23 protein-coding genes and 1 tRNA gene are annotated in these 21,847 nt (G+C 67.1%); 15 read left to right on the plus strand and 9 right to left on the minus strand.

Annotated features, from left to right (window positions below):
- Position 1: 1 nt before the first annotated feature.
- Positions 2 to 76: transfer RNA gene (locus AC1DJN_RS07145), tRNA-Glu, on the minus strand.
- A gap of 49 nt (positions 77 to 125) precedes the next feature.
- Here AC1DJN_RS07145 and pcnB point away from each other — a divergent pair.
- The 8 genes from pcnB (at position 126) to AC1DJN_RS07185 (ending at position 7,212) form a co-directional block, all read left to right on the plus strand.
- Positions 126 to 1,505: a polynucleotide adenylyltransferase PcnB gene (gene pcnB / locus AC1DJN_RS07150; RefSeq protein WP_033830828.1), complete on the plus strand. Its 1,380-nt coding sequence runs from the start codon at positions 126 to 128 to the stop codon at positions 1,503 to 1,505.
- Positions 1,506 to 1,508: 3 nt separating this feature from the next.
- On the plus strand, positions 1,509 to 1,994 hold the full coding sequence (gene folK / locus AC1DJN_RS07155; RefSeq protein ID WP_093820004.1) for a 2-amino-4-hydroxy-6-hydroxymethyldihydropteridine diphosphokinase: 486 nt from the start codon (positions 1,509 to 1,511) through the stop codon (positions 1,992 to 1,994).
- A 34-nt stretch (positions 1,995 to 2,028) separates the two neighbouring features.
- Positions 2,029 to 2,844 (plus strand): 3-methyl-2-oxobutanoate hydroxymethyltransferase, encoded by an 816-nt coding sequence (gene panB / locus AC1DJN_RS07160; RefSeq protein ID WP_025878796.1) that lies wholly within the window; start codon positions 2,029 to 2,031, stop codon positions 2,842 to 2,844.
- Entirely contained in the window at positions 2,841 to 3,680 is an 840-nt protein-coding gene (panC, locus tag AC1DJN_RS07165; protein ID WP_478039033.1) for a pantoate--beta-alanine ligase, read from the plus strand. Before panB ends, panC begins: the two co-directional genes overlap by 4 nt.
- Before the next feature lie 72 nt (positions 3,681 to 3,752).
- Positions 3,753 to 4,247 carry a hypothetical protein gene (locus tag AC1DJN_RS07170; RefSeq protein WP_088101379.1) on the plus strand — a complete coding sequence of 165 codons (495 nt, stop codon included), beginning with the start codon at positions 3,753 to 3,755 and terminating at the stop codon, positions 4,245 to 4,247.
- Between the two features lie 87 nt (positions 4,248 to 4,334).
- On the plus strand, positions 4,335 to 4,715 hold the full coding sequence (gene panD / locus AC1DJN_RS07175) for an aspartate 1-decarboxylase (protein ID WP_004153087.1): 381 nt from the start codon (positions 4,335 to 4,337) through the stop codon (positions 4,713 to 4,715).
- Positions 4,712 to 6,226 (plus strand): glucose-6-phosphate isomerase, encoded by a 1,515-nt coding sequence (gene pgi, locus AC1DJN_RS07180; RefSeq protein WP_478013585.1) that lies wholly within the window; start codon positions 4,712 to 4,714, stop codon positions 6,224 to 6,226. Before panD ends, pgi begins: the two co-directional genes overlap by 4 nt.
- A gap of 26 nt (positions 6,227 to 6,252) precedes the next feature.
- Entirely contained in the window at positions 6,253 to 7,212 is a 960-nt protein-coding gene (locus AC1DJN_RS07185; RefSeq protein WP_442251909.1) for a hypothetical protein, read from the plus strand.
- A 91-nt stretch (positions 7,213 to 7,303) separates the two neighbouring features.
- Here AC1DJN_RS07185 and AC1DJN_RS07190 read toward each other — a convergent pair whose 3' ends face one another.
- Positions 7,304 to 7,873, minus strand: a complete 570-nt coding sequence (locus AC1DJN_RS07190) for a response regulator transcription factor (RefSeq protein WP_478039034.1) — start codon at positions 7,871 to 7,873, stop codon at positions 7,304 to 7,306.
- Positions 7,870 to 9,090, minus strand: coding sequence for an ATP-binding protein (locus AC1DJN_RS07195; RefSeq protein WP_032952097.1), 1,221 nt, complete (start codon positions 9,088 to 9,090; stop codon positions 7,870 to 7,872). The genes AC1DJN_RS07190 and AC1DJN_RS07195 overlap by 4 nt, the downstream gene beginning before the upstream one ends.
- Positions 9,091 to 9,204: 114 nt before the next feature.
- On the opposite strand from AC1DJN_RS07195, the gene ispG reads away from it, so the two are divergent.
- The 3 genes from ispG to AC1DJN_RS07210 all read left to right on the plus strand — a co-directional run bounded on the left by ispG (position 9,205) and on the right by AC1DJN_RS07210 (position 12,050).
- Positions 9,205 to 10,470: a flavodoxin-dependent (E)-4-hydroxy-3-methylbut-2-enyl-diphosphate synthase gene (gene ispG, locus AC1DJN_RS07200; RefSeq protein WP_025878802.1), complete on the plus strand. Its 1,266-nt coding sequence runs from the start codon at positions 9,205 to 9,207 to the stop codon at positions 10,468 to 10,470.
- Positions 10,451 to 11,200 carry a phosphatase PAP2 family protein gene (locus AC1DJN_RS07205; RefSeq protein WP_025878803.1) on the plus strand — a complete coding sequence of 250 codons (750 nt, stop codon included), beginning with the start codon at positions 10,451 to 10,453 and terminating at the stop codon, positions 11,198 to 11,200. Before ispG ends, AC1DJN_RS07205 begins: the two co-directional genes overlap by 20 nt.
- A 202-nt stretch (positions 11,201 to 11,402) precedes the next feature.
- On the plus strand, positions 11,403 to 12,050 hold the full coding sequence (locus tag AC1DJN_RS07210) for a response regulator (protein WP_478039035.1): 648 nt from the start codon (positions 11,403 to 11,405) through the stop codon (positions 12,048 to 12,050).
- 261 nt (positions 12,051 to 12,311) lie between these two features.
- On the opposite strand, the gene eda is transcribed toward AC1DJN_RS07210, so the two are convergent.
- The 5 genes from eda to zwf all read right to left on the minus strand — a co-directional run bounded on the left by eda (position 12,312) and on the right by zwf (position 18,343).
- Entirely contained in the window at positions 12,312 to 12,971 is a 660-nt protein-coding gene (gene eda, locus AC1DJN_RS07215) for a bifunctional 4-hydroxy-2-oxoglutarate aldolase/2-dehydro-3-deoxy-phosphogluconate aldolase (RefSeq protein WP_442251910.1), read from the minus strand.
- Positions 12,972 to 13,208: 237 nt separating this feature from the next.
- A complete protein-coding gene (edd, locus tag AC1DJN_RS07220; RefSeq protein WP_478039036.1) occupies positions 13,209 to 15,125 on the minus strand; it encodes a phosphogluconate dehydratase in 1,917 nt (638 codons plus the stop codon).
- A gap of 58 nt (positions 15,126 to 15,183) precedes the next feature.
- Complete coding sequence (gene pgl / locus AC1DJN_RS07225; protein WP_032977874.1) at positions 15,184 to 15,906, minus strand: 6-phosphogluconolactonase; 723 nt, start codon at positions 15,904 to 15,906, stop codon at positions 15,184 to 15,186.
- Positions 15,903 to 16,910, minus strand: coding sequence for a glucokinase (gene glk / locus AC1DJN_RS07230; RefSeq protein WP_025878808.1), 1,008 nt, complete (start codon positions 16,908 to 16,910; stop codon positions 15,903 to 15,905). Before glk ends, pgl begins: the two co-directional genes overlap by 4 nt.
- Entirely contained in the window at positions 16,907 to 18,343 is a 1,437-nt protein-coding gene (zwf, locus tag AC1DJN_RS07235) for a glucose-6-phosphate dehydrogenase (protein ID WP_025878809.1), read from the minus strand. The genes glk and zwf overlap by 4 nt, the downstream gene beginning before the upstream one ends.
- 352 nt (positions 18,344 to 18,695) lie before the next feature.
- Between zwf and AC1DJN_RS07240 the strand changes: the two genes are divergently transcribed.
- Positions 18,696 to 19,778, plus strand: coding sequence for an ABC transporter ATP-binding protein (locus AC1DJN_RS07240; RefSeq protein ID WP_478039037.1), 1,083 nt, complete (start codon positions 18,696 to 18,698; stop codon positions 19,776 to 19,778).
- 148 nt (positions 19,779 to 19,926) lie between these two features.
- Here the strand turns inward: AC1DJN_RS07240 and ygfZ are convergent, their stop codons facing one another.
- Positions 19,927 to 20,802 (minus strand): CAF17-like 4Fe-4S cluster assembly/insertion protein YgfZ, encoded by an 876-nt coding sequence (ygfZ, locus tag AC1DJN_RS07245; RefSeq protein ID WP_312963298.1) that lies wholly within the window; start codon positions 20,800 to 20,802, stop codon positions 19,927 to 19,929.
- A gap of 39 nt (positions 20,803 to 20,841) precedes the next feature.
- Here ygfZ and AC1DJN_RS07250 point away from each other — a divergent pair, with 39 nt between their 5' ends.
- The 3 genes from AC1DJN_RS07250 to sdhD are packed head-to-tail and all read left to right on the plus strand — an operon-like array spanning position 20,842 to position 21,847.
- Positions 20,842 to 21,015 carry a DUF1674 domain-containing protein gene (locus AC1DJN_RS07250; RefSeq protein WP_080149151.1) on the plus strand — a complete coding sequence of 58 codons (174 nt, stop codon included), beginning with the start codon at positions 20,842 to 20,844 and terminating at the stop codon, positions 21,013 to 21,015.
- A gap of 56 nt (positions 21,016 to 21,071) precedes the next feature.
- Positions 21,072 to 21,464, plus strand: a complete 393-nt coding sequence (sdhC, locus tag AC1DJN_RS07255; protein ID WP_478039038.1) for a succinate dehydrogenase, cytochrome b556 subunit — start codon at positions 21,072 to 21,074, stop codon at positions 21,462 to 21,464.
- Positions 21,461 to 21,847 (plus strand): succinate dehydrogenase, hydrophobic membrane anchor protein, encoded by a 387-nt coding sequence (gene sdhD, locus AC1DJN_RS07260; protein ID WP_025878813.1) that lies wholly within the window; start codon positions 21,461 to 21,463, stop codon positions 21,845 to 21,847. Before sdhC ends, sdhD begins: the two co-directional genes overlap by 4 nt.

Genomic DNA, 21,847 nt, shown 5'->3' on the forward strand with positions numbered 1-21,847 from the left:
CTGGTGCTCCCTAGGGGACTCGAACCCCTGTTTTAGCCTTGAGAGGGCCACGTCCTAACCACTAGACGAAGGGAGCAGTGTGTCGCTGCCGGTGCAGGAGCGCTAGTATATGCACCTCGATGCCATTGGGCAATCCCGAAACTTCAACCGGAAGCGCCAACATCATTTCCTCTGCTACATCACCGTTCAGCCTGCGCGTCATCCCGCGCGACCAGCACACGATCTCCCGCAAGGACATCAGCCCGAACGCTTTGCGCGTGCTTTATCGACTGCGCGATGCCGGCTTCGGCGCCTACCTTGTCGGCGGCGCAGTGCGCGATCTGCTGGTCAATGGCCAACCCAAGGATTTCGACGTGGCCACCGATGCCACGCCCGAACAGGTCAAGCAGTTGTTCCGCAACTGCCGCCTGATCGGCCGCCGTTTCCGCCTGGCCCATGTTGTGTTCGGCCGCGAGATCATCGAAGTCGCCACCTTCCGAGCCAACATCGATGACGGCAGCGGCGACCGCGAAATGGAAAACGGCATGCTCGTGCGCGACAACGTGTACGGCAGCATCGAAGACGACGCCATCCGCCGCGACTTCACCTGCAATGCCCTGTATTACGCCATCGAGGACTTCTCGGTGCGTGACTACACCGGCGGCTTCGAAGACGTGCAGGCACGCCTGATGAAGCTCATCGGCGACCCGGTGCAGCGTTACCAGGAAGACCCGGTGCGCATGCTGCGTGCGGTCCGCCTGGCGGCCAAGCTCGGCTTCCAGATCGAAGAGGGCACTGCCGCACCGATCCCGCAGCTGGCCGGCCTGCTCAACGAAGCCGCACCGGCGCGCCTGTTCGAGGAAGTCCTGAAGCTGTTCCTGTCCGGRCATGGCGTTGCCAGCTTCGAAGGACTGGAACGCTACGGCCTGTTCGACGTGCTGTTCCCGGAAAGCGCCAAGGCGCTGAAGTCGAACCGCACCGGCGCGCTGCGCCGCATGCTGGTCGAGGGCCTGGCCAACACCGATGCACGCGTGGCCAATGACGAGCCCGTGTCGCCGGCGTTCCTGTTCGCGCTGCTCCTGTGGCCGGCGTATTGCCGCGCACAGGCAACGCTGCTCAAGCAGGGCGTGGCRCCGGAAGAGGCGCAGCGTCGTGCCGCCGACCGTGTCACCGTGCAGCAGCTGAGCACCATTGCATTGCCGCGCCGTTTCTCGCTGCCGATGCAGGAGATCTGGCTGCTGCAGGCGCGCTTCAGTTCGCGCCAGCGCAAGCGCGTGATGCGCACGCTCAGCCACCCCCGTTTCCGTGCCGCCTTCGATTTCCTGGCCCTGCGCCAGGTGGCATCGGCAGAGCACGAAGCCGACGTCGCGTTCTGGCGCGAAGCGCAGGCGCAGTCCGGGCATGAGCTGGATTCGTCGCTGGATTCCCTGCACAGCGATGCCGGCGATGAGGAGGGTGGAGCGCCGCGCAAGCGTCGTCGTCGCCGTCGTCGTCCCGATGGCGCAGCTGCCGGTGCTGCCGAGTAATCCATGACCGGTGCCTGGATCGGGCTGGGTGCCAATCTTGGCGACGCAGCCAACACCGTCCGCGCGGCCATTGCCGCGCTGGACGAGCTGCCCGGAACCCGGCTGACGCAGGCGTCGCGGTTGTACGCGACGCCGGCATGGGGCAACGAGGACCAGCCACCCTTTGTCAACGCAGTGGCCTCGGTCGACACCGATCTGCCCGCCGTCGAGCTGCTGCAGGCCCTGCTCGCGCTGGAGCAGCGCTTCGGCCGCGTACGCGACCCCGCCGTGCACTGGGGGCCGCGTGCGCTGGATCTGGACCTGCTGCTGTTCGGCGAGCAGGTGCTGGACCTGCCCGAGCTGAAGGTGCCGCATCCCTACCTGCACGAGCGTGCGTTCGTGTTGGTGCCATTGGCCGAAATCGCCGCCGATCTGGCCATTCCCGGCCACGGTCGCGTACGGGATGCAGTGATGCGGGTGGATGCCTGCGGGATCGCGCCGTTAGGGTGATAATGCCCGGGTTATCTCCCCCGGTTATCAGCACATGAGCACCCACGCAGACAGCAAGCCCTGGACCGTTCCCGCCCTGGCCGAGGCCAAGCGCAATGGCCAGAAGCTGGTCATGTTGACCGCCTACGACGCAGGCTTCGCCCGCACCTTCGATGCCAATGGCGTCGACCTGATCCTGATCGGCGATTCGCTGGGCATGGTCGTGCAGGGGCACGATTCGACCCTGCCGGTGACCGTCGCCGACATGGTCTATCACACCCGCGCAGTCGCCCGCGTGCTGCAGCGTGCGCTGCTGATCGCCGACCTGCCGTTCGGCGCCGATGCCACCCCGGAACGCGCGCTGGATGCTTCGCTGCAGCTGCTGCAGGCGGGTGCGGAGATGGTCAAGATCGAAGGGGCCGGCTTCAAGGTCGACATCATCCGCTACCTGGTCGAGCGCGAGATCCCGGTCTGTTCGCACCTGGGCCTGACCCCGCAGTCGGTGCTGCGCCTGGGTGGCTTCAAGATCCAGGGCCGTGGCGATGCCGCGCGCCAGCTGGTGGACGATGCCAAGGCCGTGGCTGAAGCCGGTGCCAGCATCATGGTGCTCGAATGCGTGCCGACCCCGGTTGCTGCTGCCGTCACCGCCGCGGTGCCGGTGCCGACCATCGGTATCGGTGCCGGTCCGCAGTGCGACGGCCAGGTGCTGGTGCTGCACGATTTCCTCGGCCTGGACAGCGGCCACCGTCGCCCGAAGTTCGTCAAGGACTTCCTGGCTGAAGGCGGTTCGGTGGCCGGCGCCACCCGTGCCTACGCCGATGCCGTGCGCGATGGCAGCTTCCCCGACGAAGAACACGCGTACGCCCAATGATCCAGACCTTCAACGAACTCGGTGCGCTGCGCGCGCAGATCGCGCAGTGGAAGGGCGAGGGCCTGCGCGTGGCGCTGGTGCCGACCATGGGCAACCTGCACGGCGGGCACCACGCGCTGGTCACCCTGGCAAAGCAGTACGCCGACAAGGTGGTGGCCAGCATCTTCGTCAACCCGACACAGTTCGGGCCGAACGAGGATTTCAGCCGCTATCCGCGCACCCCCGAAGCCGATGTGGCCGGGCTGGAGCAGGTGGGCTGCGATGCGGTGTGGCTGCCCAGCGTCGAAGCGATGTACCCGCTGGGCGTGGACAAGACCACGCAGATGCATGCGCCTGGCGTCAGCGAGGTGCTGGAAGGCGCCAGCCGCCCGGGCCATTTCGATGGCGTGTGCACGGTGGTGGCGCGGCTGTTCCTGCAGGTACAGCCGGATGTGGCCGTGTTCGGCCGCAAGGACTACCAGCAGCTGGCGGTCATCAAGCAGATGGTGGCCGAGCTGTCGTTCCCGATCCAGATCGTCGGTGCCGAGATCGTGCGCGATGAGGATGGCCTGGCCAAGAGCTCGCRCAACCAATACCTCAGCGCCGAGCAGCGCCCCTTGGCGACCACCCTTCACCGCACCCTGCTGGGCATGCGCGAAGGCTATGTGGCCGGGCACGCGCGTGAACGCATCGAGGCCGACGCCGTCGCTGCGCTGCAGGCAGCGGGCTTCCAGGTGGATTACGCGGTACTGCGCACTCCGGAGCTGGCCGAGCCGAGTTTCGATGGTGGCGGCCGCGTGGCCCTGATCGCCGCGCGCCTGGGCACCACCCGGTTGATCGACAACCTGGAGTTCTGAACCGCCCCGCGCGGTTGTGCAGGGCGCCCGCAGTGGGCGCCCGTGTTCGCCGGACAAGGATGACCTGCCGATATGACCTCGTTTCCAGCCAGCCCCGGCCGCCGCGCCGTGGCGGCGATCCTGGCGGTGTTCGCCGCCGCGCTGCTGCCTTCGCTGGTGATCGGTGGCCTGATTGCCGGTCTCAGTCTCGGCCAGGAAGTGGCCACGGCCGCGCTGGCGGCCGCCTTGATGTTCGTACTGGCCTTCGCCCACGCCGTGGCGGTGCTGCTGCCGATGGGCCTGATCCTGCTGTCTTCCGGCCGCCTGCGCTGGGTGTGGTTCGCGCTGGTCGGGGCAGGGCTGGGCGCGCTGGCCATGGCCACCTGTGCCTGGCCCGACGGCTCTGGCGGTGCTCTTATGAGCCAGCTGTCCTCTGCGGGCAACTTCGACTGGGCCAGCTATGCCTTCTCGGTACTGGTGGCGGCCGGATTCGGCCTGATGGCCGGACTGGCGTTCCATGCCGTGTTCCGGGCCGTGCTGGCCGGTGCCGCGGCGCCATCGCCGGGCGCGCAGCAGCGCACCGGCTGAACGGTCTTCAGCATCCTGCGGCCGCTACCTGACCGCTGCCGCGTGGGTGCTAGAATCCGCTCTTTCCTTTGCCGTTGCAGCGCCCCCATGCACCTGTCCCTGCTCAAGACCAAGATCCACCGCGCCACCGTCACCCATTCCGAGCTGAACTACGAAGGCTCGATCGCCATCGATGACAACCTGCTGGCTGCCACCGGCATCCGTGAGTTCGAGCAGGTGCACATCTGGGACGTGACCAACGGTGCGCGCTTCTCGACCTATGCGATCCGCGCCGAAGCCGGCAGCGGCGTCGTCTCGCTCAATGGTGGCGCCGCGCGCCACGTGCAGGTCGGTGACATCATCATCATTGCCGCCTTCGCCAGCATGACCGAGCAGGAAGCCGACAGCTTCAAGCCGAAGCTGGTGTACGTGGATGGCAACAACCAGATTTCCCACACCAACGACACGATCCCGACCCAGGCCGCATGACAACGAACAACGGATTCGACTCGCTGCATTCCCACGCCCAGCGCCTGAAGGGCGCAAGCATTCCCGGCCTGCTCGCCGCCGAACCCGGCCGTGTACAGGACCTGGCGCTGCGGGTCGGTCCGTTGTATGTCAACTTCGCCCGGCAGAAATACGATGCCGCAGCGTTGCAGGCGCTGTTGGCGCTGGCTGCCGAACGTGATGTCGGCGGCGCCATCACGCGCCTGTTCCGTGGCGAGCAGGTCAACCTGACAGAAGGCCGCGCTGCGCTGCATACTGCGTTGCGCGGTGACGTAGTCGATGCGCCGGTGGCGGCCGAGGCGTATGCCACCGCGCGCGGCATCCGCCAGCGCATGGGCGTGCTGGTGCGCGCGCTGGAAGACAGCGGCGTGACCGATGTGGTCAGCGTCGGCATTGGCGGTTCCGATCTCGGCCCGCGACTGGTCGCCGATGCGCTGCGCCCGGTCACAGGCGCACGCCTGCGCGTGCATTTCGTGTCCAACGTGGACGGCGCCGCCATGCAGCGCACGCTGGCCACGCTGGATCCGGCGAAGACCGCCGGCATCCTCATTTCCAAGACCTTTGGTACCCAGGAAACCCTGCTCAACGGCCAGATCCTGCATGACTGGCTGGGTGGCAGCGACCGTCTGTACGCGGTCAGCGCCAATCCGGAACGCGCCGCCAAGGCCTTCGCCATCGCCGCCGATCGTGTGCTGCCGATGTGGGACTGGGTGGGTGGCCGCTATTCGCTGTGGTCGGCCGTCGGTTTCCCGATCGCACTGGCCATCGGCTTCGAGCGCTTCGAGCAGCTGCTGGAAGGTGCCGCGCAGATGGATGCGCATGCACTGGACGCGCCGTTGGAGCGCAACCTGCCGGTGCTGCACGGCCTGACCGACATCTGGAACCGCAATCTGCTGGGCTACGCCACACATGCGGTGATGACCTACGACCAGCGCCTGGCGCTGCTGCCGGCCTACCTGCAGCAGCTGGTGATGGAAAGCCTGGGCAAGCGCGTGCAGCGCGATGGCCAGCCGGTCACCACCGACACCGTGCCGGTGTGGTGGGGCGGTGCGGGCACCGATGTGCAGCACAGCTTCTTCCAGGCGCTGCACCAGGGCACCAGCATCATCCCGGCCGATTTCATCGGCTGCGTGCACAAYGATGATCCGTATACGGTCAACCACCAGGCGCTGATGGCCAACCTGCTGGCGCAGACCGAAGCACTGGCCAACGGCCAGGGCAGCGACGATCCGCACCGCGATTACCCGGGCGGCCGCCCGAGCACGATGATCCTGCTCGACGCGCTCACCCCGCAGGCGCTGGGCGCGTTGATCGCGATGTACGAGCACGCGGTGTACGTGCAGTCGGTGATCTGGAACATCAACGCTTTCGACCAGTTCGGTGTCGAACTGGGCAAGCAGCTGGCCAGTGGCCTGCTGCCGGCCCTGCAGGGCGAGGATGTCCAGATCAATGATCCGCTGACCCGTGAGCTGCTGGCTCGGCTGAAGGGCTGAGCGCGGCGCGCCGGATGCGTGCGTCGATGCACTGGCGCGACCTCGTTCGACGAAGGCAGCCCGAGGTGTGGGCGGGTCTGCACCTGACCGTGCAGGCCCCCGTGCGCCCTGCGCTTGTGGTTTCGGTCTGCCCGCCGGACCGGATACGGGTGGGCACCGAGGAACGCCCCATGTTGTGGGCGAGGGTGGAGCCCGACTATTTCGGCGTGGACCTGCTTCGCAGCGCCTCCCCGGCCTCGCCGGCGATCATTCCACCGATCACGGCTGCCGAGGTGCGGGCGTTGCATTCGGATGATCCGGTGCGGACTGCCGCAGCGTGGGCACGTCATTTCGCACAGGCCCTTACCCGTTCGGATCGATCTCCGCTGGCCCAGGGCGAATGGCTGCTGCAGCCGACGCTGCATGGCCTGGAGCGTGCGCGGATGCCGCTCACGTTCGCGTCAGATGCGCTGGCCCGACCGGCGGTGGATACCTTGGACTGGTCGAGCGTGACGCACGGCGAATGCCTGCCTCCCGTCCTGCTGCGGGCACCGTCACTGGCCACGGATGGGCGGGTCAAGGCCTGGGCCAGGCAGGCCCGGGCAGGATCACTGCCACCGGTGCTGCTGATGTGGGTCAGTGGCCTGCAGGCACACGTGGTGCTGGACGGACACGACCGGCTGCAGGCAGCCGTGCAGGAGGGCGCCGATGTGCCGGTGCTGGTTCTGCTGCGTCATGGCGAGCGGTGCGTGGATGAGCAGGGCCTGGCGCGCGCTGACATCATCGTCGAGCGGTCTGGCGGCGCGGACATGACAGTCGAGGCCCGCAACCGACTGCTGCTCGATCTGTATAGCCCTGCGCGCGACGTCCTGCCCAGTCGGGCTGATCTGATGCGTGGTGGGGTGGATCAATGGATTGCAGAAGTGGACGCCGAGGCCAGGCAGGGCGAGGATGTCCAGATCAATGATCCGCTGACCCGTGAGCTGCTGGCGCAGCTGAAGGGCTGAGCGCGGGCGGGGAATGCCGCCGGGCATGGCCCGGCGCTACCCTTCGTCATGCCGGTAGCGACGGGCCATGCCCGGCGAATACGACGACGCTTCACCGGCTCGGATCGCGTTCCGGGCTCGGCCGCTTGGCCAGCTTGCGCTGCAGCGAACGCCGGTGCATGCCGAGCAGCCGCGCGGCCGCCGACACATTGCCGCCGGTTTCATGCATCGCCTGCTGGATGTGTTCCCACTGCAGGCGGCTGATCGGGGTCATCGCATCGGGCACTTCCATCTCGCCGTCATCGGCGGGGCCATCGTCTTCCTCGCCCAGCGCAYGCAGGATCATCGGCACCGTCGATGGTTTCGGCAGGTAGTCGTCGGCGCCCAGCTTGATCGCCTCCACTGCGGTGGCGATGCTGGCATAGCCGGTCACCAGTAGGATCCGCATGTCTGCGCGCAGGGCGCGCAGCGGCTGTATCAGGGCCAAGCCGGAATCGCTGCCCAGCTTCAGGTCGATCAGCGCGAACGCCGGCGGATGCTGGCGGGCCAGTGCCAGCGCGCTGGCGGCATCCTGTGCGGTCTGCGTCTCCAGCCCTTTGCGGGCCAGGCTGCGCTGCAGGGTGCGCAGGTAGAGTTCGTCGTCGTCGACCAGCAGGCCAAGGGTGGAAGCAGTCATGGTCATTCCTCGCGGGGGGCCAGCGGCAGGCGGAAGCCGACGCGGCTACCGGCCCCTTGGGCCGGGCGCATCCACATCTCGCCGTCCAGGCGTTCGATGGTGGCATGGGACAGGGCAAGACCGACGCCCATGCCTTCACTCTTGCTGCTGCCGAACAGCTTGCCCGGCAGCACGGCGGCGCGGGCGTTGAAGCCGTGGCCGTAGTCGCGCACTTCGCCGATCAGGTCGTCGCCTTCGATGCGCAGGCTGAGATCGACGCGCGGACGGCCGGCCTGCTCGCCGGCATCGGCAGCGTTGTTCAGCAGCACCATCAGCAGGTGGCCGACGCCCGGGTCCAGCGGCAGGCGCAGCGGTGCGTCGTCGTTGCGATGCAGGTCGATGGTCGGGCGCACCAGCCGCCATTGCTCCAGCACCTGCTGGGCCGTGGAGTGGGCGCGCCCGGGGCCGTCATTGGAGGCCGGGGCGGCCAGGGCCAGCACGCGCTCCCGGCACTGCACCAGCAGTTCGCGCAGGGTTTCCATGTCCTCGCGCACTTCCGGTTCTTCGCTGCGTTCGGCCACGTCGTCGGCGAGCAGGGTCATCGTCGCCAGAGGCGTGTTCAGTTCATGCGCCACCGAGGCTGCATGCGTGGCCAGGGCGACGATGCCCTCGTTGCGCGCGAAGCGTTCGCGCAGTGCCGACAGTTCCAGCTCGCGCTCGCGCAGCGCGATCGCCAGCCGGGTAGAGAAGATCAGTACGACCGCAGCGGACAGCAGGAAGGTGGCGATCACGCCCCAGCGATTGAGGTCCAGTGCGTTGAAATAGCCCGCCGGCAGCGGTTGCCCGAACAGTCCGCTGGCGGCGTAGCCCAGCAGGCAGGCGCTGGCCACGGCCAGTGCCCAGCGCAGGGGCAGGGCGAAGGCCGCCAGGGCGATCAGGATCAGGAACAGCGAGCCGAACGGATTGGCGATGCCGCCGCTCCAGCTGACCATCCAGGTGAGGATGATCACGTCCACCAGGATGTGGCCGAAGGCGGTCAGCGGCGCGGTATCGGCCGGCTCCGGGCGCAGCTGCGTATACAGGTTGAATACGGCGAGCACGGCCACGCCCGACCACAGCGGCAGTTGCGGCAAGGGCAGCCCCAGCACCCAGGTCGCAACCAGGATGGTGGCCGCCTGGCCAGCCACGGCCAACCAGCGCAGGCTGCACAGGGTTCGGAGAAACGGGGCGTCGGGACCGGTCATTCGCGCCCATCGTATGCGTTCGCGGGGACGGCTGCCTGCGACAATCGGCCGCAGCCGGACTGTCGCCTGAATGCGACACACCCGGAAGGTCGGGGCGGGCGTTAGAATGCCGGCATGCATGACGCCGTCACCCGCCCTACAGCCCCCTCCGATGCCACTTCCTGGCCCCGTCGCCTGACCCAAGCGGTCCAGATCGGTGGAGTCACCGTGGGCGGTGGCAAGCCGGTCGTGGTGCAGTCGATGACCAATACCGACACGTCCGATGTGGCGTCCAGCGTCAAGCAGGTCGCTGAGCTCTGGCGTGCCGGCTCGGAAATGGTGCGCCTGACCGTCAACACGGTCGAAGCGGCCGCGGCGATCCCGCGCATCGTCGACAAGCTGGCGATGATGGGCATCGACGTGCCGCTGATCGGCGACTTCCACTACAACGGCCACCAGCTGCTGACGGCCGAGCCGGCCTGCGCCGAAGCACTGGCCAAGTACCGCATCAACCCGGGCAACGTAGGCTTCGGCAAGAAGAAGGACCTGCAGTTCGCGCAGCTGATCGAGTTCGCCATCCGCTACAACAAGCCGGTGCGCATCGGCGCCAACTGGGGCTCGCTGGACCAGGCCCTGGCGGCCAAGCTGATGGACGAGAACAACCACCGCGAACAGCCCTGGGACGCCGGCCGCGTGCTGCGCGAGGCGCTGATCCGTTCGGCACTGGATTCGGCCGAGCAGGCCGTCGAGCTGGGGTTGCCGCGCGATCGCATCATCCTGTCGGCCAAGGTCAGCGGCGTGCAGGAGCTGATCGCGGTCTACCGCGACCTGGCCCAGCGTTCGGACTTTGCCCTGCATCTGGGCCTGACCGAAGCCGGTATCGGCAGCAAGGGCATCGTCGCCTCGGCGGCGGCGCTCAGCGTGCTGCTGCAGGAAGGCATCGGCGACACCATCCGCATTTCGCTGACGCCCGAACCGGGCCAGTCGCGCACGCAGGAAGTGATCGTCGCCCAGGAACTGCTGCAGACCACCGGCCAGCGCGCCTTCACTCCGCTGGTCACGGCGTGCCCGGGCTGCGGCCGTACCACCTCGGAATTCTTCCAGGAGCTGGCCAAGGTGGTGCAGAACCACGTGCGCGAAAAGATGCCGCTGTGGAAGATCCAGCACCCGGGTGCGGAGAACATGACCCTGGCGGTGATGGGCTGCGTGGTCAACGGGCCGGGTGAGTCGCGGCATGCCAACATCGGCATCTCGCTGCCGGGCACCGGTGAAGCACCGTCGGCACCAGTGTTCGTCGATGGCGAGAAGAAGGTGACCCTGCGTGGCGAGAACATCGCCCAGGAATTTGTCGCCCTGATCGATGATTACGTTGAACGCACCTATGTCCGAAGCGCCGGGTAAGCCGACGATCCTCGCTGCACCGGAGCCCGCCTCCGGCTTCCGCCACTGGATGGCGCGCAATGCCTGGCGGCTGCTGCTGCTGTTTGCCGGCGTGCTGCTGCCGCTGGCCGGATTCGTCGCCCTGGCCGACGAGGTGCACGAGTTCGAATCCTTCCATTTCGATGCGCCGCTGCTGTGGCAGATGCACGGCCTGCATTCGCCGTGGCTGGACCACGTGTTCGTGCTGCTGTCGAAGCTGGGCTACGAGTGGTTCCTGATCCCGGCCGATGTGCTGATTGTCGGTGCACTGGCCTGGCACCGGCGTTGGCGTGAAGCGACCTTCGTGGCGGTGAGCTTCGTAGGGTCGGCGCTGCTCAACATGGGCAGCAAGCACTTCTTCCAGCGCGACCGGCCCAGCTTGTGGGAATCGATCGCGCCGGAATCCACGTTCAGTTTCCCCAGTGGCCACGCGATGGGCTCGATGACCCTGGCGGTCACCCTGGTGCTGCTGGCCTGGAATACCCGCTGGCGCTGGCCGGTGCTGCTGCTGGCGCCGTCGTTCAGCCTGCTGGTAAGCGTTTCCCGGGTCTATCTGGGGGTGCATTACCCCTCGGACATCCTCGCCGGGTGGTGTGCCGCGCTGGTTTGGGTGGTAGGGTGCTATCTGGTCATGTTCAGCCGTCGTCATCCATGGCGACGGCACGGTTCGCCGCCAGCGACGGCCAGCGAAGCGATCACGCAAGGGGAGTGACGTGGATGCCCTCCCAAGGGCGTCTACCTGAGGGACGGGTTGTTTCGTTGTAACGGGTTCTGCAGGGCAAGGGGCACGATCAGTGCGTGAAGAATGTGATGCGCAAGGCAGAACGCCGGAATTGCGCAACATCCGCGCTTGCAGTGGTCAGGTGCTCCTGCCTAGGTTGACCCGTATTGGCCGCATTCGAAGAGGTACGTGAATGACGATTCGAGTCTACCTGGTGGATGACCATGCGTTGGTCCGCACCGGGATGAAAATGATACTGTCGAGTGAAACCGACATTGAAGTGGTGGGCGAGGCCGAAACGGGCGAAGACGCGCTGCCCGCGATCCGCCAGCTGCAACCGGACGTGGTGCTGTGTGATCTGCACCTGCCCGGCGTAAGCGGGATGGAAGTAACCGAGCGCATCGTCCGTGGCCACCGCAGCACGCGGGTGGTGATCGTSTCGGTGCTSGAAGACGGYCCGMTGCCCAAGCGCCTGCTCGARGCCGGYGCCKCCGGYTACATCGGCAAGGGCTGCGATGCRCAGGAACTGCTGCGTGCGGTGCGCGACGTGGCCGCCGGACGACGTTACCTGGGCACGAGCATCGCGCAGAACCTGGCGTTGTCCACCGTGGAAGGCAACGGCTCGCCGTTCGACAACCTGTCGCCGCGTGAGCTGGAAGTGGCATTGCTGCTGACCCAGGGCCTGCGCCAGGAAGATATCGCCCGTCGTCTGAGCCTGAGCGCGAAGACGGTCAACACGCACAAGGCGCGGTTGTTCGAGAAGATGGGAATCCACGACAACATCGCGTTGGCGCGGATGGCCAGCCAGTACGGGCTGGTGGATCCGGCACGGCCGCTGTAAGGGTTTCGGCCAACGGCTGAACCCCTCGCGGTGGTGGGACGGAGTTCGTGGGGTTGGCCCTGCGGAGGGATCGCGCAGGGGACGCCGTGAATCCATCCCTGGAGGCTCGGGCGCGCCATCCATGGCGCTTACGCCCCTGCGCGATCCCTCCGCAGGGCCACGGACAGGTTCCGTGCGCTGCCACCGCGGAATGAAGAAGGGAACGGAAGGAGCGGGTCGCGCGCTTTGCGCGCTTGGGGTCGGCTCTGACCCCGCAGTGCGTCAGTTGCCGCGTACGCGCTTGACGATCTTTGCGGCCTGCGCGGCGCTTTCGCGCACCTTGTCCCACTGGCCGGCCTCGATCCAGCTGCCCGGCACCATCCACGATCCACCGATGCAGACCACATTCTTCTGCTCCAGGTACTCGGCGGCGGTGTTCTCGGTAATGCCACCGGTCGGGCACAGCTTGAGGTCGGCGATCGGGCCGGCTACGCCCTTGATCATCGCCAGGCCGCCCACGGCCGTGGCCGGGAACAGCTTGCACACGCGGAAACCGCGCGCGTAGAGCGCCAGCAGTTCGGTCGGCGTCGCCGCACCCGGTACCACCGGCAGCGGTGCCGCAGCCAACGCATCGGCCAGCGCCGGCGGCGTGCCCGGGGTCACCAGGAAATCGGCGCCCGCATCGATCGACTGCTGCATCTGCTCCACCGTCAGCACCGTACCGGCGCCGACCACCACATCCGGCAGCTCACGCTTGAGCATCGCCAGCGCTTCCATCGCCACCGGCGTACGCAGCGTCAGCTCGATCGCCGGCAATCCGCCTTCCAGCAGCGCCGCGCTGACCGCACGTGCCTGGTCCAGCGTATGAATCGTCACCACCGGCAGGATGCCGGCCGCATGCAACAACTCCGCCGCCCGCACCTGATGTTGTTCGATACCCATAGCTCTGCTTCTGCCTTTGCTTTCGCTCTAGTTGTGCTTTCAATGATCACTTCGCGGCGTATCGGCGCCGGAAACTGTGATGCGGCGGAGGGCAGGGCGTCGCCAGGACCGTTCGCGCCATGGATGGCGCGATCGAGCCTACAGGGATGTATTTACGGCGTGTCCTGGCGACGGCCTGCCCTTCGCCGCCCCCTGGAAACCAACCGCCGCCACATACCCGCAACGCGCTTCAATCCCTCAGGCGTCCTTCGCCTCATGCGGCGCCGCCGCCGCAGCAGCATCGTGCCCCAGCTCATACTCCGCGTCGTAGTCCCACGGCCCACCGTCAGCCGCCGCCGGACCGCACGAAATCGAGATCGCGCCCTGATCGGCCGGACCCACCACGCGCCGGTTGATCGCGAACAGGTTGCGGCCCAGGTCATTGGCGGCCGGCGCCGTATTCGGCGCATGTGTACGCGCGGCCCATTCGGCTGCGTCCACCAGCACTTCAAGCGTGCCGGCCTCACCATCCAGGCGGATGATGTCGCCCTCGCGCACCTTGCCCAGCGGACCGCCGCGTGCAGCTTCCGGCGTCACGTGGATGGCGGCGGGAATCTTGCCCGACGCACCAGACAGGCGACCATCGGTGACCAACGCCACGCGCCGGCCCTGGTTCTGCAGCAGGCCCAGCAGCGGCGCCAGCGAATGCAGTTCCGGCATGCCGTTCGCACGCGGCCCCTGATAACGCACCACCGCCACGAAATGCTCGGGCAGCAGGCCGCCGGCGTGCAGCTTGTTCAGCACCTGCGGCGCATCAACCACCACGGCCGGCGCTTCGATGGTGCGGTACTGCGGCTTCACTGCCGACAATTTGATCAGCGACTTGCCCAGGTTGCCGCGCAGCAGGCGCAGGCCGCCCTGGCTCTCGAACGGGTTGTCGACACCGCGCACCACTTCTTCATCGGCGCTGCRTTCCAGGCCCGGCAGGTACACCAGCTTGCCATCGCGCAGCTGCGGCTCGCGCGCGTAGTCGGCCATGCCGCCACGGGCAACGCTGACCAGGTCGCCATGCATCAGGCCGGCCTTGATCAGTTCACCGAACACGAACGCCGGGCCACCCGCTGCAGCGAAGCGGTTCACGTCGGCCTCGCCGTTCGGATAGACGCGCGCCAGCAGCGGGATCAGCTGCGACAGCTCGTCGAAGTCGTCCCAGGTCAGCACGATGCCGGCCGCACGTGCCACCGCGATCCAGTGGATGGTGTGGTTGGTCGAGCCGCCGGTGGCCATCAGCGCGATGATCGCGTTGATGATCGCGCGCTCGTCGATGATCCGGCCCAGCGGACGGAAGTCGTCGCCCAGCGCGGTGATGTCCAGTGCGCGCTCGGTGGCTTCGCGGGTCAGTGCATCGCGCAGCGCCGTGTCCGGATTGACGAACGATGCGCCCGGCAACTGCACGCCCATCGCTTCCAGCAGCACCTGGTTGGAATTGGCGGTGCCGTAGAAGGTGCAGGTGCCCGCGCCGTGGTAGGACGCCGATTCGGCTTCCAGCAGTTCTTCGCGGGTGGCTTCGCCGGCGGCGTAGCGCTCGCGCACTTCGGCCTTCTGCTTGTTGGGAATGCCCGGCGTCATCGGGCCTGCCGGCACGAACACCGCCGGAAGGTGGCCGAAGGCGAGGGCGCCGATCAGCAGGCCCGGCACGATCTTGTCGCACACACCGAGGTACACGGTGGTATCGAACATGTCGTGGCTGAGTCCGATCGCGGTGGCCTGGGCAATGACATCGCGCGAGAACAGCGACAGCTCCATGCCGCCACGGCCTTGGGTGACGCCGTCGCACATCGCCGGCACAGCGCCGGCCACCTGTGCCGTCGCGCCCAGTTCGCGGGCCACCGCACGGATCTGTTCGGGATAGGTCTCGAACGGCTGGTGCGCTGACAGCATGTCGTTGTAGGCGGTGATGATGCCCAGGTTGGCCGTCACGCCGCCGCGCAGGCGGCTCTTGTCGGTGCCACCACAGGCGGCGAARCCGTGGGCGAGGTTGCCGCAGCTSAGGCGGCTGCGGAACGGGCCATCGCGCAGGGAGGCGTCGATCGCTGCCAGATAGGCGGCGCGCGAAGCGGCGCTGCGGCGGATGACGCGCTCAGTGATGGCTTGCAGTTGCGGATGGAGGCTCATTGGCTACCGGCGTTCGAGGTGGCGAGAGGCAAGCGGCAGCAGGGCGCCGCCGCCGACATCAATCAGCCCAGTGGACGCGCAGGCGCGCGCCTTCCAGGTTGATTGCGTTGAGGATCGGATACTGCTGCGGGTCGTTGCTGTCCAATGCCTGGCGCAGCACCTGCAGCTTCTGCTTGCCGCGCAGCAGCAGCAGGCGCTGGCGGCACTGGCCGAGGCCGCGCGGGGTCAGGGTGATGCGCAGCGGCCACTGGTTGGCACCGGGGCATCCGGTGGCATCCAGTGCGGCGTACGGCAGGGTGCTTTCCAGCGCGCGGGTCAGGTCCTTCGAGCCCGGGAACAGCGAGGCGGTATGGCCGTCGTTGCCCATGCCCAGTGCGACCAGGCTTGGCGCCTGGCTGTGCTGGGCCTGCAGGTTGGCGGTGTACACGCATTCGGGCAGCGGCTTGCCGATCCGCACCAGCGGATCGAAGTGCGCACCTTCGGCACGCGTGAGCAGGTTCTCGCGCACCAGCCATGCATTGCTGTCGCGATCCTGCGGCGACAACCAGCGCTCGTCGGCCAGGCTCACTTCAACGCGGTCCCAATGCACGTCCAGCTCGGCCAGCGCCTGGTACACCGGTGCCGGCGTAGTACCGCCGGACAGCAGGATGCGTGCGCGGCCCAGTTCGGTGATGTCGTGGTTGATCGCCTGCGCCATTTCGGCTGCAACCGCCTCGATCCAGCCATCGGCATCGCCGTGGTTGATGAAGTCGATACGGTCGTCCTGGAAGATGGGGGTCATGCGGCAACTCCTGGTGCGTCACGTTCGGCGTCGGCAGCATAGGCAGCGGCGCCCAGCAGTCCGGCGTGGGGATGCATCACGGCCAGCGACGGCACCCGCGCCATGATCGAAGAGAACCGGCCCTTGTGTTCGAAGCGCTGGCGGAAACCGGAGTGCTGCAATGAATCGAGCATCTTCGGAGTCAGCCCACCGGTCAGGAACACACCATCCCAGGCGCCCTGGGTCAGCACCAGATCACCGGCAATGGCGCCGAACACCGCGCAGAACACATCCACGGTACGCATCGCCTGTGGATCGCCGTGCAGGGCGCGGGCGGTCACGTCCACCGGTTGCAGCTGGCCCGGGTCGATACCCGCCATCTCGCAGATTGCGCGATGGATGTTGACCAGGCCGGGGCCGCAGATCAGCCGCTCGTTGGAGACGCGCCCGAACTGCTCGGACAGGATCTCCAGGATGCGGATCTCTTCCGGCGTTCCCGGCGGGAAGCTGACATGGCCGCCCTCGGTTTCCAGCGGGTAACAGCGGCCGTGGCGAAGGATCAGGCCGCCGACGCCGAGGCCGGTACCTGGGCCGATCACTGCGTAGTTGCGCGGCTGACCCGGCTTGCCCGGAACCCAGGCGGCACCGCCGACCTGGACCACGTCATCGGGTTGCAGCAGCGAAATCGCCATCGCCTGCGCGGCGAAGTCGTTGATCAGGTGCAGTTCGTTGAAACCAAGCATCGCGGCCGTGCGGCTGCGCGAGATCACCCACGGATGGTTGGTGATGCGGGCTTCGTCACCATCGACACGACCGGCGACTGCGAACACGCCACGGCTTGCGGTGGCGCCGATCTGCTCCAGATGGTGGCGCGCGGCATCACCCAGCGACGGGAACTCCGCCACGGCGTACTCGCGGATGCTCTCTTTCAGCAGCGGGGCGTCCTGCGAGGTGTCGGCAAGGGCGAAGCGGGCATTGGTGCCACCGATGTCGGCGACCAGCACGGGCTGCGAGCTGGCACTCATTCCGACGCTCCGCTATCTGGCGCATCCACGCCCTGCGGCAGGAAGTCGACCGCGTTGGCCGGGCCCCACTGGCCGGCAGGGTAGGGTTCCAGCGGCAGGTTGGCCGCCTTCCAGGCATCGGCAACGCTGTCGATCCAGGCCCAGGCGGCACGCACTTCGTCATCGCGCACGAACAGGGTGTGGTTGCCGTTGAACGCGTCCAGGAACAGGCGCTCGTAGGCGATACGGCGATGCAGGCCGGTCGGCACCGACAGCTCCAGCTCCAGCGGCTGCAGTTCCAGCGCGCCCCATTCCGGCCCGGCCAGGCTGCTCATCAGGCCCAGTTCGATGTTCTCCTGCGGCTGCAGCTGGAAAACCAGGCGGTTCGGTGCGGCCTGCGCACGCTGCGGACGCTCGAACAACCAATGCGTGACCGGCTTGAGTGTCACCACCACGCGGGTGGTGCGCTCGGGCAGGCGCTTGCCGGTGACCAGGTGGAACGGCACGCCGCTCCAGCGCCAGTTGTCGATGTGCGCGGTGACACCGGCGAAGGTTTCCACGTCGCTGCCTTCCGGCGGCTGGTAGGCCTGTGCGGGCTGGCCGTTGATGCTGCCGGCGGTATAGCGGCCGCGCACGCTGTCACGCGCGGCGTGCTTGGCATCCAGCGGGCGCAGTGCGCGCAGCACCTTGACCTTCTCATCGCGGATGCGGTCGGCTTCCAGTGACGCCGGCGGCTCCATCGCCACCATGCACAGCAGCTGCAGGATGTGGCTCTGCACCATGTCGCGCAGGGCGCCGGAGCGCGCGTAGTAGGCATCGCGGCCATCCACGCCTTCGCTTTCGGCGACCAGGATGTGCACCGATTCGATGTAATTGCGGTTCCACACCGCTTCCAGCAGCGTGTTGCCGAAGCGCAGCGCGATCAGGTTCTGTACCGCTGCCTTGCCCAGGTAGTGATCGAGGCGGAACACGCGGTCTTCGTCGATCCACTGGCCGATGGTGGTGATGATCTCCTCGGCGCTTTCGCTGTCGCTGCCGATCGGCTTCTCCAGCATCAGGCGCGCGGGTGCGGCCAGCGCGCCGCCCTTGGCCAGGCCCTCGCAGGTGGAGATGTACAGGCCCGGCGGGATCGCCAGGTAGCTCACGCAGCGGCGGTCGACCAGGTCGGACACGGCAGCGGCGACCGAGTCGACGTCGCGCAGGTCCACCGAGCGGTAGTCGATGCGGCGCAGCAGGGAGGCGATGTCCTCCTGGCTGGCCATCGGCATGGCCTGCTGCAGGCGCGGGCGCAGGATGTCATGGAAGGCTTCGGTGTCGTGGCCCGACAGGGCCAGCGCACGGATGCGGAAATCCTCCGGCAGCAGGCCGTCGCCGAGCAGGCGCAGCAGCGAAGGGAACAGGTAGCGCTGGGCCAGATCACCTGTGGCACCAAACAGGAAGAGTGTGTCGTGCATCGCTCGAGTTTCAGATCCGGGTGACATCGTTGTCAATCGCTTCATGGCTGGGTTCGGGGGACATCCGCGCAACTGCCTGTCCGAGGCTCATCTGGATCGGTTTTCCGGCTTGYCGGAGCACCGTTCCAATCGAAACCACTACAGCGGCAACCCTTCGTTCGGTCGACGATGCAGGTCGGCGCGCACCGACTGTCGGATAGTGCCACGTGAAAACGTTTACATGGCAGAATGGGCAACTGTATTCGATTGCAGTGGTCGCCGTCATGCGGCAACCGCGCAATCATCACTGCCATCGGGAGGGCCGAGGCAGTCCCAAAAGACAGCCCGGCGTCGGGCGGACTGGATGAGTGAAATGGCAAAAGTGCAGTTGCAGGGTGTGCGCAAGGTCTACGACAACGGCCAGGTTGCAGTGAAGGACGCCACCTTCGAGGTCGCCGACGGCGAGTTGATGGTGCTGGTTGGTCCGTCGGGGTGTGGCAAGTCGACCCTGTTGCGGATGGTGGCCGGGCTGGAAGAGATCAGCGGCGGCACGTTGACCATCGGTGATCGCGTGGTCAACGACGTGGCGCCGAAGGACCGCGACATCGCGATGGTGTTCCAGAGTTATGCGCTGTATCCGCACATGACCGTGGCCGAGAACCTGGCCTTTGGCCTGAAGCTGCGCGGGCACGACAAGGCGACCATCGACAAGCGCATCAGCGAAGCCGCGCAGACGCTGGGGCTGACCGACATGATGGACAAGTTGCCCAAGGCGATGTCCGGTGGCCAGCGCCAGCGCGTTGCATTGGGCCRTGCGCTGGTGCGTGAGCCGGCGGTGTTCCTGCTGGACGAGCCGCTGTCCAACCTGGATGCCAAACTGCGCCACAGCGTGCGCACCGAGATCGCGCAGCTGCACCGCAAGCTGGGCACCACCATGATCTACGTGACCCACGATCAGGTCGAGGCGATGACCCTGGGCCAGCGCATCGTGGTGCTGAAGGACGGYATCATCCAGCAGATCGATACGCCGATGGCGCTGTACGACCGCCCGGCCAACCTGTTCGTGGCCGGCTTCCTCGGCAGCCCGGCGATGAACGTGCTGCGCGGCACGCTGCAGGGCGACGCCGGTGGCGTGACCGTGGTCGATGGCCAGTGGCGTGCCCCGCTGGGGCAGGCGACGATCGATCCGGCGTGGCTGCAGAAGCCGATCGCCGTGGGCGTGCGTCCCGAGCACCTGCAGCCGGCAGGCAGCGAAGACACGCATGCGTTCACCGCGCGCATCGAAGGCATCGAGCCGGTCGGCAACGAGATCTTCGTCAACATGAGCAGCGGCCAGCACGCGCTGACCATGCGCGTGGCGCCGCAGTCGCTGCCGGGCGTGGGCGAGGACATCCGGGTGGCGATCCACCCGCAGGGCCTGCATTTCTTCAACCCGGAAACCGGCGAGCGCCTGTAACCGGTAGTGCCGGCCGCTGGCCGGCAACCTCAACCCGGCGTGGTTGCCGGCCAGTGGCCGGCACTACCTTCCTTCGCCGAAGGCGTGCGGACCAACGGTCCGCACCCGCCAGGCCAGTGGTAGCGCCGGGCCATGCCCGGCGGGCGCCTCAGCGCGCCAGGCCGTCCAGCAGCGGCATCCGCTGCGCGACCGCGTTGCCCACCTGCAGTTCGCTGTCGCCGGTCTCCAGTGGCAGCACAGCCAGTGCCAGATCGCCGGCCACGCTGGCCAGGGTGCCGAGCGCGACGCCGTCCTGCTGCACGCCATCGCCTGCCTGCGCAGGTGCAGCGGTATGCAGCAGCTGCACCGCGCGCTTGGCCTTGCCGAGGAAATGGGTGCGCGCGACGATTTCCTGGCCGGGGTAGCAGCCCTTCTTCACGCTGTAGCCATTGAGGCGGTCCAGGCCCAGCTGCTGCGGGGTCCACACCTCGCGCTGGCTCTCTGCCAAGCGTGGCAGGCCAAAGCGCAGGTCGGCCTGGCGCCAGGCCAGGGCGAAGGCGGCATCTTCGGCTCCGTCGCTGGCCGGGAAGGCCTCGACCGGGCCGATGCGCAAAGTACGGGGAAGTGCGTCGCTGCCCAGATCCAGCTCCCAACCCTGACTGCCGACCAGCGCGATGGCGGCGCCAGCGGCGGCTTCCGGCGCAGTAAAGGCACCGGCCACGGCCAGGTCTGCATGCACCTGCAGTTTCACTTTGCGGCGGAACACGAAGCGCTGCAGTTGCGACGCAATCGCATCGGCATCACCGTCGGCGAGCACCAGCAGCACATGGTCATCGGCCAGCCGCAGCAGCTGGAACACCGCCAGGGTGCGGCCCTTGGCGCTCAGCCACGCGCTCCACTGCCAGTGCAGCAGGGGCAGGGCGGTCACGTCGCTGCTGAACTGGGCATGGGCAAAAGCCACTGCATCCACGCCCTGCAGGCTCAGCAATTGATGGCCGGGCAGGCGCGGATATGCGACGAAAGCAGGGGGAAGGTTGTCAGGCACGTGAACGAGGTCTAAAATTTGTGCGTTGCGAGACCCATCATGATAGGCCAAACAACCCCCACTCCCGACGCCGAAGCTGAAGCCCCGCTGGTTCCCCCGGTCCCTGTGCCCGTGGAACAACCAGAGGTGGAAGAAGAATTCGGTGGCCGCGGCGGACTTGATCCGGTGCGGTATGGMGAYTGGGARAAAAACGGACGCTGCATCGATTTTTGATCAGCATTGAGCCAACGCGGCMTTRTGCCGCCCAGCCGAGACAACGAGCCCAGCGAATGGCSRCCAGACAACGTCCCCTTTCTCCGCACCTTCAGGTGTATCGCTGGCAGATTCAGATGGCCACCTCGATCCTGCATCGAGCCACTGGCGTCTTTCTGTCTGTTGGTGCCCTCATCATCGCCGGAGGCCTGTTGGCTCTGATGATGGGGCCCGAATCCTGGAACTGCTTCACCGGCCATGCCGGGGCCTGGTATGGCCGCGTGTTCCTGTTCGCGTGGACATGGTCGTTCGCCTATCACCTGTGCAATGGCATCCGCCATATCGTGCAGGACTTCGCGATCGGATTCCGCATTGCCACCTTCATCCGCAGCAGCTGGATGTCGGTGATCGGCAGCCTGCTGATCACCCTGGCCGTGTGGGCCTATGTGCTGTTCGGAGGTGCCGCATGAGCAAGTTCCGTACCCCGTTGAAGGGCGTGCGCGGTCTCGGTTCGGCCAAGACCGGCACCGAGCACTTCGTGCATCAGCGCCTGACCGCCGCCGCGCTGGTGGTGCTGGGCATCTGGTTCCTGGTGTTCGTGCTGGGCCTGCTGGGCTCGGATTACGTGACCGCCACCGCCGCGATCGCCAAGCCGTGGAACGCCGTTCCGCTGATCGGCCTGCTGATCGCCATGTTCTGGCATGCCCAGCTCGGCCTGCAGGTCGTGCTGGAGGACTACATCCACGAATCGCTGCTGGCCCTGGTGCTGCAGACCGCGGTGAAGTTCGTTGCCGTGCTCGGCATGATCGTCAGTGTGTTTGCGGTGGGCCGCATCGCCCTCGGCGTTGCCTGA

It is taken from the genome of Stenotrophomonas sp. 05L414_2, assembly GCF_056397905.1.